We start from the raw sequence: 12296 nt of genomic DNA, 5'->3' as shown, positions 1-12296 counted from the left end.
TGAGATACCCAAAGGATAGTAGTGGTTAAATGAGTTGAGGTAATCGTATGCGGCTGGCACTAATTGGATTAGTGATTTTATTTTTGGTTATCGCTTGCGGGGAGAAATTACCTAAGGAAGTGGTTCCTCAGCAGCAGATGTCTGCATTATTGTTGGATATGCATTTGGCTGACGGACAACTGGCAGCTATGCCTATAGATTCCGCACGGGCTCACCGTGATGCGTATTACGCTGCAATTTTCAATCGGTATGGTATTGATTCCACCACATTTGAGCAAAGTGTTACATTTTATTCGACGCGCCCATATATGATGAATGAGCTATATATCGCTATCGAAAAGAAATTGGAAGCGCTAAATATGGCCGAGCAAAAGGCAATTGAAGAAAAATACGCAGCACAACGTCGTGCAGATTCGGTGATTAATGCAAAACGGACAGATAGTTTACGACGGATAGCTCGCGATTCGCTGGATTTTAAACGCAAGCGCTACTTGCTCTATTTGCACGCCCCGGATAGCCTATATGGCAAGCCGGACTCCGTGACATATTTAACCCTGAGAGACCGAATGTTAAAAGCCGTCGGTTTGAGCGATGTTGAGTTGGGTAGTATACGTCCGCAGATCCCAAATCCAATGCCGCCGCCTCAAAAGCCTGCGCCAAAAGTGCCGGATGAGCCCAAACCGGTATTACGACCTTTCCAAAAGATTAAATAATATGACGTATCCGGATAACGCCATAGAAAAGCTTGGCTTTGCCGACATCAAAACACTGATTGCATCAAAATGCTTAAGTGAAGCCGGAAAGGAGCTGGTGGGTCGAATACAACCCCAAACCCGCTTTGACCAAATCGACAAGTTCTTAAGGCAAGCCGCGGAATTTAAGGATCTACTCGAAAATGACGCACCGCTACCTGTGGATCACCTATATCCTATCAGGCCGTTGGCCGAAAAAGCACGGGTGGTAGGTACTTTTTTATCAGAAGAAGAATTCTTTTATGTACTACTTTCCCTAAAGACCGTATTTGCTATTATCCGGTATTTCAATGAACGAAATGGCCAGTATCCTAATCTCGAAGCGCTATTTGAACACCTTCCAATTGAGAAGGACATCGTCGTGGCGATTGAGCGGGTTATTGACGCAAAAGGAAAGGTTAAACCTAATGCTTCGTCAACATTGGCTGAAATTAATTCAGGTATTGCCAAGGCAGAACAAGAGGCCCGGAAACGTATTGACCAGGTGTTTCGGACCGCGCAGCAGAATGGCTGGACGGCGGATGGCAATCTGACTGTTCGAGACGGTAGGCTATGTATTCCCATATTAGCCGAAAGCAAACGCAAAATAAAAGGTTGGATACATGACGAGTCGGCTACCGGGCAAACTGCTTATATCGAACCGGAAGAGGTATTCCACCTAAACAATAAGGTACGCGACCTTGAATTTGAGAAGCGACGTGAAATTGTCCGTATTTTAACCGCCCTTACAGACGAACTCCGGCCACATGTACCGCTGTTGATCGACTACCATCACTTGATGAGCAAGGTAGATTTCGTTCGTGCGAAGGCACTATTTGCGACAGACATCGAAGGGAATATGCCGGAGCTGAGCAAGGATGCCTCGACGTCAATGGTCAATGCGCGTCACCCGTTATTATTACTCAATTTCAGAAGTACCAAACAGACTGTGGTACCGTTGAATGTAAAAATCGATAGCCAAGATCGGATCATTGTCGTATCTGGCCCCAATGCAGGTGGTAAGTCTGTGTGTATGAAAACCATCGGGTTGTTGCAATTGATGGTTCAGGCAGGCTTGCTGATCCCAGCCGATCCAACATCTCGGATAGGTATATTTAGACAGGTATTCGCCGATATTGGTGATGACCAATCGATTGAAAGTGATCTCAGTACCTATAGTGCACATCTTTCAAAGATGAAGTATTTTTCCGAACACGCCGATGCCAGAACACTGGTACTTATTGATGAGTTTGGCACGGGTACGGACCCGCTTTTCGGCGGACCAATTGCTGAGGCAGTATTGGAGATGCTCCATCGTAAGGGGGCGAGGGGGGTAGTTACCACCCACTATTCCAATTTGAAGGTTTTTGCCAGCAATACTGATGGGGTGGAGAACGCTTCCATGCTGTTTGATAACTTGGCTATGCGGCCGTTATACATTTTACAAACGGGTAAACCGGGCAGCTCGTACGCCTTCGAGATTGCGCAAAAGATAGGATTGAGCGGGGATATTCTTAAAGCCGCTAAGCAGAAGATAGGGGTACAGCAAAAGAAAGTGGATACGTTGTTGGTCGATTTGGAGCGTGACAAAAAAGAAATACATGACGCAAAAATAGCTATCGGCCAGAAGGAAAAGCAACTAGCTCGGCTGAAAGAAGAAAACGAAACCTTACAGACCTATCTTGAGGAAAACAAAAAGACCATTATCAGTAAAGCTCGGGAAGAAGCCCGTGAAATTATCCGTAATGCCAACAAATTAGTGGAGAACACAATTTCGGGCATTCGTGAAAGCCAAGCGGATAAGGAGAAAACCAAAGCGCTTCGTAAACAGTTGAGCGAGGGGTTGAACCGCAATATCGGCAATCACGAGCAACCGGAGGCTTCCAAACGAAGTCCGCAGGAACCAGTTGCTATCCAAGTTGGTGATTGGGTTAAAATATTAGGTACAGATAACGAAGCACAAGTAATCAGCACGGCTAAAAACAATGTGGTACTAGCCATGGGCGATCTACGTACGGTGCAGAAATGGAACAATGTTGTCCGTATCGATAAGAAGCATGCGCAGACACGTTCGCGCCAAACCCACCATGGAAAAATTACAGACGATGTGGCTAATTTCCGCCCGGAAGTGGATGTTCGTGGTATGCGTACGGAAGCCGCGCTGTACCAAATCGAAAAATACTTGGATAAAGCAGTGATGATGGGTTTTCCAAGCCTTAAAATCGTACATGGTAAAGGTGACGGGATTTTACGTAAATTTATTCGGGAATACCTACGCAAATACGGTGAAGTGACGCGCATGGAGGATGAACACGCAGACAGGGGAGGTGAGGGGATAACGTATGCGTATTTGGATTAGCTAATTTTGGAGATTTGAAAATGATCGTTAATAACCAGTAAAGATATGGATTTGTTGCCCGAAGATAATGATTTGATTTCCATTGGTATATCTATTCTTGCCGGTAGTTTGGTAGGGCTGGAGCGCGAATACAAGAATAAGTCGGCAGGGTTTCGCACCATTGTGTTGATTTGCTTGGGCGCTACTGCGTTTACCATGGTTTCCCGCTATGGCGTGGGCAGCGATGATCGGATTGCGGCGAACATCATCACAGGTATCGGTTTCATTGGGGCCGGGGTGATTTTTAAGGATAAGTTTTCCGTTATGGGCCTTACCACAGCCGCTGTGATCTGGGTTGTTGCGGGGATAGGAATGGCCGCAGGCATCGGTTACTATGGGCTTTCGCTTACCATTTCCGTGATTACCGTACTTATCTTGTCCGTTTTCAACAAAGTGGAAAGCGCTATGGAGCGATTGTTCCTGACGCGCACCATTTTCGTTGTCTTCCAGGATATGGACACGGATCATCTCGAAGCCCTAAAACGTGTAATGGATAAGCATGCTATCAAGCATACACGCAAAACCGTGAGCAAACGTGCCCGGAAGCTATCTGTTGTCTTCGAATTGAACGCCGACCGGAAAAACTTGCAACAGTTCAATAATGAGTTGATGGGCCTTGGCTATGTCGAAGAATTTTATTATAATTCATGAAAAAAGGTCATTCCAACTAAAGAATGACCTTGTCTCTTTTGAGCAGCGAAAACTTTTGCTAGAAGCTATACGTGAGGCCGGCGTTCCACGTGGTGCCTAACCCATAAAAATATCCAAATCCGTCCTTCCGGCCAAAGTATTCCTTATTGAACACATTAAATACATTTCCGCGGAATTTCAGGTGCTGGCCACCGAATCGGATTGTGTATGAAAGACCGGCATCCACCACTCCGAAACCATCTAGTTTCTCAGCCTCGTAGACTTCACCTTCCAATACCGCACCAACCACGTCTTCCGGATCTACCTGTCCGTATAAATTATCATAGAAGTTAAAGTCTACATCCACCGATAAGTCGGAAAGAATCTTGTACTTGGTTCCCAATCCAAAGGAAGTTTGGGGGGCGTTGCCCACTTTGACGCCAGATAAAGGCAGGTAACCGGTTCCGATGATTTGTGATTCCACCTCTTCGCGGAAACGGAAAGGAGAGTCGCCATCATATTGCCAATCGCCGATAGACGCGTACCCACGCAGCATCCAATCAGGTAAGATATAGGTTTGGAAGTCCAGTTCTAGCCCTTTGTGTAATTGTGTGATACCCGTGAGTAGATACGCGCCTTCGATATTATCATCGCCGTATGTGCCGCTCTGCAACAGGAAGCGGTTTGCCCAAGAGGTATAGTAACCATTGAGGTTGATTGTAAAATTGGGGATTTCGAATCGATACCCAGCTTCAAGTCCAAGGATTTCTTCATTTTCTACTACAGGGTCTGTAAAGTCAACCGTATTTTGAACAAATACATTGTCTAGGTACGGCTGGCGAGAATAAAACCCCGCATTGGCAAAAATGGTATGTCCTTCAACAAAATTATAGGACGCACCCGCTTTTACATTATATCCAAATTTATTTTCGACGGGCGACTCGGCTTGCCCACCTTCATAATTCCAACGATCAAATTTTTGATACGATTGGTTGGAAACGGCACCCTGTATAAAGGCTGAAACGATTTCATTACTGAATTCCGCTTGGCCGAAAACACCTTGATAATTGATCTGCTCGGAGTTGTCATAGCCTACCCGGTATTCTTCGCCGGCGGGGTTGAATAGTGCTGTCCACGGATTCGCTTTAAATGTTTTAGAAACGAGATAATCGCCTTCGCCACGATTTGTATTTGGCGCATTCCACGCTTCGAGGCCCAATTTATCCACCAACTGCTGGAAATGATCACCGCGATAGAACCGGATGTCTGCCCCTACATTGAACGTGAAATAGTTTTGGGTGTCAAAGCTGTAATTCGATACCAAGCCATACCAAGCATGGTTGTTCGCCGAGGCACGCAACATGCTGCCGGTACGATTTTGACCAATTCCATCACCTATCCCCGCGTTATAATCTACCAAGCCTTGCCAATTAATAGATCCATCAGGTAGGTATCCGCCACCTCCGAATTGCTCACCGAGGAAACTCAAGCCGTTTCCTAATGGCCCAACACCGCCGCCTCTACCAAGCGAAGCATAGAGCACGGTAGATAATGACGACTTTTCGCTGATATCAAAATCCCAGTTTAAGTTAGCCACAGGTTTATGATAAAAATTTTTCCGGATAGCCAGACCTTTGCCATTTAAATAGCCATAATTGGAATTTCCACGGATGCCAGTGATATCGTAGCCTGGTGTATTGATGGTCGTGGGATTATTCTCTGCATCGGTATTATACCGGGTTAACAGGGCTTTTGAATAATTCTGATCGTGCCATTGGGGGGCACCGAAGACCATAAAGTTGATATTATGCCGCGCGTTTGGCTTGTAGCCCACAGAGAAGAAATAGCTTTGGCCTTCACCTGCGGTACCTTTGGCATATTTAGCGTCTGCTCGCCAGTAGTCCAGCAAGAAAGAAAAGCCCCATTTTCCGCGGAGTCCGGTGTTGTATGCGATGGTACCCTTTGCGTAGCCATTATTAGCTGTCATGAAACGGACGGATCCACCCTCTTCCATGTCGGTGGCTTTGGTAACAATGTTTACGGTACCCCCCACAGAAGATATGGCCAATTTAGACGATCCCAAACCACGCTGCACCTGTACAGCGTTGGCAATATCTGTAATGGAGCTCCAGTTTGACCAATACATGTTACCATCTTCCATGCCGTTTATTGGCTGCCCATTGAGCAGGTAGGCAGTATTGGATTGGTCAAAACCTCGTAGGAAATTCTGACTGTCGCCAAATCCACCAGCTTGGTTGGTGACAAAAACCGAGGGGATGTTCTTCATGATTTCAGGGAACTCGACATTGCCGACCCCCTTATCCAGTATCTCTGCTCGAGATACCGTAGAAACCGCGATGGGTGTTTTGCGGTCTTCAGCGAAGTCGATAATCCCACGGCCCACTACAATAACCTCATCCAACGATTGGGAATCGGAAGATACGAGGACAATAGTACCCAAACTCGTTTGTGACGAAAACGGTATTGATTTGCTGGAAAAACCAAGAATGCGGATTACAATCTCCCCAGATTCGAGATCTGTTGAAAGGCTAAAGTTTCCCTCGCTATCCGTTGCAGTTGCGGTATTGGTACCCCTGATTAGAACCGTTGCGCCGGCCACAGGTCCGTCGCTGTCAGTCACTTTTCCCGAAAGCGTACGCTGTGCCCAGGAATAGTTGCCGATCATTAAAAAAACAGCAATCAATGCAGTCCATTTAGTGGTTTTTCTTGTCATGACTCGAAAAATTGAGGTGAATTTGATTGTCGAAAGAAAAATTTCCTCCGTTTGCTGGAAGAATGAATAGATGTGCTATGAAAAACGATATATTCATTGATTAATGAATAATTTTGATACAAATATAACGTATTTGTTATGAACTAGGTGTTAACAAATTATTAACTAACATCCGTTTGCAGGCAAAAAAAAACACCGCTCTCTTCTGAGCAGTGTTTTTTACTTTTATAATAAAAGATACTTAGACCGTCGGCCCCGCTGACCGCCCCGCATTCACGGCAGCACGAATTTTACTGTGTCGTTTTCCGTACACGAAATAAAATACGATACCAATTGCCATCCAAATGGCTAACCGCTCCCAGCTCTCAATGGGCAGTGACGCCATCATCGCGATACATACCACAATGCCAAGGATAGGTATCAATGGCACCAAGGGAGTGCGGAATGGGCGAGGGGTGTCCGGATTTGTTTTACGTAATACCATAATTCCGATACATACGAGCGTAAACGCAAACAATGTCCCGATGCTCACCATATGGCCGAGATCCGACACGGGAACAAATCCGGTAAAAATACTCACGAATATCATAAATGCGACGTTGGTCTTCCAAGGCGTTTGTCTTTTGGATAGGTCAGAAAAAAACTTCGGTAAGAGGCCGTCTTTACTCATGGTATAGAATACCCGGCTTTGTCCAAGCAGCATCACAAGCATAACAGAAGTATACCCAGTTAAGATCGCGATGATTAACGCCGTATTTAAAAAGGTGTACCCGGTCTTCGCAAAAGCAGTGGCCACTGGCTTGGCATCGCCGGCAAATAACGTATAGTTTTCTAATCCGGTCAGCACGTAAGAAAAAAGCACATATAGTATCGTACACACGATTAGCGATCCGATAATGCCGATAGGCATACCTTTTTGTGGGTTCTTGGCTTCTTGGGCAGCCGTACTTACGGCATCGAAACCGATAAAAGCAAAGAAAACAACACCTGCCCCGCGCATGATTCCACTGATCCCGAATTCGCCAAAATAATCACTTCCGAAAAATTCAAAGAAACCAAGTTTGCCTGATTTCAGCAACTGTTCACCCTCGTTAACCGGAATGAACGGATCGTGATTAAGCGGATTGATGAAACTCCATCCCAAAGCAATAAAAATCAATACCACTGCCACTTTCACAACAACGAGGATATTGTTGACCAGTGACGACTCAGCCGTGCCTCGGATCAACAACAATGAAAGGAGGCAGACGATAAAAATAGCTGGAAGGTTGACGATGCCGCCCTCCCAAGGTCCAAATAAGAAATCGTGAGGCAGATGTATACCAAATTCGAGCAAAAGCTGGTTGAAATACTGCGACCAACTGGAGGCTACGGTGGCTGCGCCCAACGCATACTCGAGTACCAGATCCCAGCCAATAATCCAAGCGACAAATTCACCCATTGTCGCATAGGAATAGGTATATGCACTTCCTGCCACAGGTATCATCGCGGCAAATTCCGCATAACATAATCCAGCAAAAGCACATCCTACCGCCGCTACAATGAACGAAAGGGTTACCGCAGGGCCTGCATTTTCTGCTGCGGCAATGCCCGTGAGCGAAAAAAGGCCGGCACCAATGATAGCCCCTATACCTAATGCGACTAACCCGCTGCTTGATAATGTTCGTTTGAGTGTACCTTCACCGGTCTCGGCGGCTTCCCCAACCAGCGTAGGAATCGATTTTTTAAAAAGCATACTTTTCTCTTTTCTTTTTACAATTTAGGTCCCATTCGTGTGCGACCGTGTCAAACCTACAAATTTTTGTGCTGAAAAAAGGATTTTTTTTCCAGCTTACCAGCTATCCAAAAATGCTGGATGCCTGTTTCGGTCAAAAGGAAACACCATACCATAAAAAATCCCCACCTTTTTTTGAGATGGGGATTCTTGAAATCTTAATGATGCCGACTATTAAAATATCGGGGTAACCGGTGCCTCCTTTTCCATCAAGACAACCTTTTCTTTCACTTCGTTGGTTTCAAGCTTTACTTGATCATTAGTATGGTTGCCCAAAATTGGTGCAATGACCAATCCAACTAAACAGGTCAATTTGATTAGAATATTCATCGACGGACCTGAAGTGTCCTTAAATGGATCACCCACTGTATCTCCCGTCACGGCCGCCTTATGCGCGTCCGAACCTTTGTAAGTCATTTCACCATTTATTTCTACACCGGCTTCGAAAGATTTCTTTGCATTATCCCAAGCGCCGCCGGCATTATTCTGAAAAATCGCCCAGAGCACACCCGAAACCGCAACACCCGCCATATAAGCGCCCAATGCTTCGGCTCCCATTACAAATCCTACGATGATTGGAGTAATAATGGTAATCGCACCGGGAAGCATCATCTCACGGAGTGCCGCTTTGGTGGAGATGTCTACGCACTTGCCATATTCAGGTTTACCCGTTCCTTCCATGATTCCGGGAATCTCACGGAATTGACGGCGTACCTCATTGACCATATCCATGGCTGCCTTTCCGACCGATTGCATGGCCAATGCCGAGAAAACAACCGGAATCATCCCGCCTATAAATAAAGCGGCCAAGACGTCGGCCTTAAAAATATTGATGCCATCGATGCCGGTAAACGTTACGTAGGCCGCGAAGAGCGCTAAAGCAGTCAACGCTGCCGAAGCGATTGCAAATCCTTTTCCTACAGCGGCTGTCGTATTACCGACTGAATCCAGGATATCGGTACGTTGGCGGACTTCCTTGGGCAGCTCGCTCATCTCGGCGATACCGCCGGCATTGTCCGCAATCGGTCCGAATGCATCGATGGCCAATTGCATCGCTGTAGTGGCCATCATAGCAGAAGCCGCTATAGCCACACCATAAAATCCGGCCAATTCGTATGAACCCCAAATAGCCAAAGCAAAAAGCAATACGGAAGAACATGTCGATTTCATCCCGGTTGCCAATCCGGCTATGATATTGGTCGCTGCGCCAGTAGAGGAGTTTCTAACGATATTCAAAACAGGCTTTTTGCCCAATCCGGTATAAAATTCTGTAAAGGAAGAAATCAGTCCGCCAACGGCCAAACCTACAATCGTTGCGTAAAACACATTCATTCTGGATACTTCCTTAAAACCTTCCCCGAAAAATTTCATATTGATCGTTTCAGGTAACATGAAGCGAATCAGAAAGAAACAAGCGATCACCGTCAGAATGATAGCCACCCAATTGCCCATGTTCAATGCACCCTGTACTTGGTTTTCTTTCGCATCATTTGAAGAAATTTTGACGAAGAACGTGCCGACAATGGACGCAATGATACCTACACCAGCAATCACAATGGGTAGCAGAATTGGCCCATAACCATTGAAGGCATCGGTAAATGCCGATCCTGACGCTTCGCTTATATCTTTGATGATGTAATTTCCAAGAACCATTGAAGCCAACACCGTAGCGACGTAAGAACCAAATAGGTCGGCCCCCATTCCAGCAACGTCGCCTACATTATCACCCACGTTATCGGCGATAGTAGCCGGATTCCTGGGGTCATCTTCCGGAATCCCGGCTTCTACTTTGCCAACGAGGTCGGCACCAACATCAGCCGCTTTGGTATAGATACCTCCACCTACACGTGCAAAAAGCGCAATGGATTCGGCACCGAGCGAAAACCCGGCCAACGCTTCCAATACAATGGTCATCTCGTGATAAAAATTTCCACCCTCGGTGATGAACATGTTGAGGAATATCAAGAAGAAAATGCTTAAGCCCAGTACGGCCAATCCGGCTACGCCCAACCCCATCACCGTACCACCGGTGAACGAAACTTTCAATGCTTTTGGTAAACTGGTTCGTGCTGCTTGTGTGGTGCGTACATTGGATTGCGTTGCGATACGCATCCCGATATTTCCTGCTAAAGCCGAAAAGAACGCGCCGAAAATAAAAGCAACTACAATAATCCAAGGGGTCGTATCAACAACCGTGGATACTGCAAACAGTGCAATGGACGCGATGATCACGAAAACAAGCAAGACCCGGTATTCTGCCTTCAAAAAAGCCAAGGCTCCATCCTGGATATTCTTTGCGATACCTTTCATCCGATCATCGCCAGCATCCTGCTTCTTCACCCATGCAGATTTGACCATCATCACCACGATGCCGATCAAGGCAAGTACAGGAACTAAATAAATCAAATTTTGTTGTAAAAATTCCATTATAACCGATTCAATTGTTTACGAAATGCTACATTGTCAAAATAGGTCTCAACAAAGAGTGGCCAAAAATAAGATGCTTATTGCAATAAACAAATTTATTTGGACGATTTAATATTATTTGCCTATTTTAGACGCTACTGATCATAAATCAATACACTGGTAACCTAATGAATACGACTCCTGGACAACCTGACGACATGAAGCGCGAGCTGGGCTTGCTCGATGCAACGATGCTGGTCGCTGGATCGATGATAGGCTCCGGAATTTTTATCGTAAGTTCTGATATTGTCCGTCACGTTGGCAGCGCGGGGTGGCTCATCTTCATTTGGATACTTACAGGCGTTATCACCATCATTGCTGCCTTAAGTTATGGCGAGCTGTCGGCGATGTTCCCTAAAGCCGGCGGACAATATGTATACCTTCGGGAGGCGTATAGCCGCCTGGTAGCATTCCTCTATGGGTGGTCGTTGTTTATGGTTATCCAAGCGGGCACGATTGCCGCAGTAGGGGTGGCATTTGCCAAGTTTGCTGCCTATATTTTCCCCTCGCTGAGCGACGAGCATATCTTGTTGGATTTAGTTATCGTAAAAATCAATGCTGCTCAACTGGTGTCAATCGGCACGATTGTGATCCTGACGTGGTTTAATGCACGCGGGGTAAAAAATGGCAAGATTATCCAAACAGTATTTACAATTGTCAAAATCCTTTCGCTGGGGGGATTGATTATCATGGGGCTTTTCGGAGCGTTCAACACCGAAATATGGAATGCCAACTGGTCAACCGCATGGGAAACAGTACAGTGGGATGTGGGTAGTGGAACTGCCGTGTCAATAGGAGGGGCAGCATTGTTTGCCGGTATCGTATCGGCCATGGTTGGTTCCCTATTTTCGAGTGACGCGTGGAACAACGTTACCTTCATTGCGGGTGAAATACGTAATCCCCGTAGGAATATCGGACTAAGCCTTTTCCTGGGCACGTCAATTGTTACCATCATTTACGTCTCGGCAAACCTCATGTACCTAGCCACGCTTTCGATGGAAGAGATTGCGTACGCGCCCGCGGACCGCGTGGCGGTAGTTGCCGCGCAAGCCATCTTCGGTCAGGCGGGTACGCTCGTCATTGCGGTGATGATCATGATATCCACCTTCGGTTGCAATAACGGGCTGATCTTGGCAGGAGCACGCGTTTATTACACCATGTCGCAGGACGGGCTGTTCTTTAAAAAGGCGGGCGTACTCAATAAGTTTGAAGTGCCGGGTTGGGGGCTTTGGGCACAATGTATTTGGACATCTATATTGTGTTTGACCGGCCGATACGGAGATTTACTAAACTACGTAATTTTCGTAGTGCTGATTTTTTATGCACTTACTATTATCGGGATATTCGTCCTGCGACGGAAACTACCCGATGCCGAACGGCCTTACAAAGCCTTTGGTTATCCCATGCTGCCAGCATTATACGTACTGGCAGCAATGACGATATGTGTAGGGCTACTGATTTATCAGCCTACGTTTACCTGGCCGGGATTGGTCATTGTACTTCTGGGTATCCCGGTATTCTTTATGTGGAGCAAGTACACGCCCCGAAAGATCGACTAATTGG

General features: G+C 46.3%; 7 protein-coding genes. 4 read left to right on the top strand and 3 right to left on the bottom strand.

Translation table 11 applies throughout. From position 1 onward, the window contains the following. The first annotated feature begins 71 nt into the window (after nucleotides 1-71). Genes IEV98_RS18770 through IEV98_RS18760 form a run of 3 tightly spaced genes read left to right on the top strand, consistent with a single transcriptional unit; the run spans nucleotide 72 to nucleotide 3780 of the window. The gene (locus tag IEV98_RS18770; RefSeq protein ID WP_229738847.1) at nucleotides 72-713 is read left to right on the top strand and encodes a DUF4296 domain-containing protein; all 642 of its coding nucleotides are present in this window, start codon (nucleotides 72-74) and stop codon (nucleotides 711-713) included. A 1-nt stretch (nucleotide 714) separates the two neighbouring features. Beyond that, entirely contained in the window at nucleotides 715-3090 is a 2376-nt protein-coding gene (locus IEV98_RS18765) for an endonuclease MutS2 (protein ID WP_188507563.1), read from the top strand. 45 nt (nucleotides 3091-3135) lie between these two features. Continuing rightward, nucleotides 3136-3780: an MgtC/SapB family protein gene (locus IEV98_RS18760; RefSeq protein ID WP_188507562.1), complete on the top strand. Its 645-nt coding sequence runs from the start codon at nucleotides 3136-3138 to the stop codon at nucleotides 3778-3780. Between the two features lie 58 nt (nucleotides 3781-3838). Here the strand turns inward: IEV98_RS18760 and IEV98_RS18755 are convergent, their stop codons facing one another. The 3 genes from IEV98_RS18755 to IEV98_RS18745 form a co-directional block, all read right to left on the bottom strand. Continuing rightward, nucleotides 3839-6493 (bottom strand): TonB-dependent receptor, encoded by a 2655-nt coding sequence (locus tag IEV98_RS18755; protein WP_188507561.1) that lies wholly within the window; start codon nucleotides 6491-6493, stop codon nucleotides 3839-3841. 241 nt (nucleotides 6494-6734) lie between these two features. Then, nucleotides 6735-8228, bottom strand: coding sequence for an amino acid permease (locus IEV98_RS18750; protein ID WP_188507560.1), 1494 nt, complete (start codon nucleotides 8226-8228; stop codon nucleotides 6735-6737). A gap of 213 nt (nucleotides 8229-8441) precedes the next feature. Further along, nucleotides 8442-10694 (bottom strand): sodium-translocating pyrophosphatase, encoded by a 2253-nt coding sequence (locus IEV98_RS18745; RefSeq protein WP_188507559.1) that lies wholly within the window; start codon nucleotides 10692-10694, stop codon nucleotides 8442-8444. Nucleotides 10695-10861: 167 nt separating this feature from the next. On the opposite strand from IEV98_RS18745, the gene IEV98_RS18740 reads away from it, so the two are divergent. Further along, nucleotides 10862-12292, top strand: coding sequence for an APC family permease (locus IEV98_RS18740; RefSeq protein WP_188507558.1), 1431 nt, complete (start codon nucleotides 10862-10864; stop codon nucleotides 12290-12292). The last annotated feature ends 4 nt before the right edge of the window (nucleotides 12293-12296 follow it).

It is taken from the genome of Parapedobacter pyrenivorans, from assembly GCF_014636865.1.
In the GTDB taxonomy this organism is placed as follows: domain Bacteria; phylum Bacteroidota; class Bacteroidia; order Sphingobacteriales; family Sphingobacteriaceae; genus Parapedobacter; species Parapedobacter pyrenivorans.
Note: the sequence above shows the minus strand (reverse complement) of the source record. Positions and strands in the feature narration are given on the sequence as shown.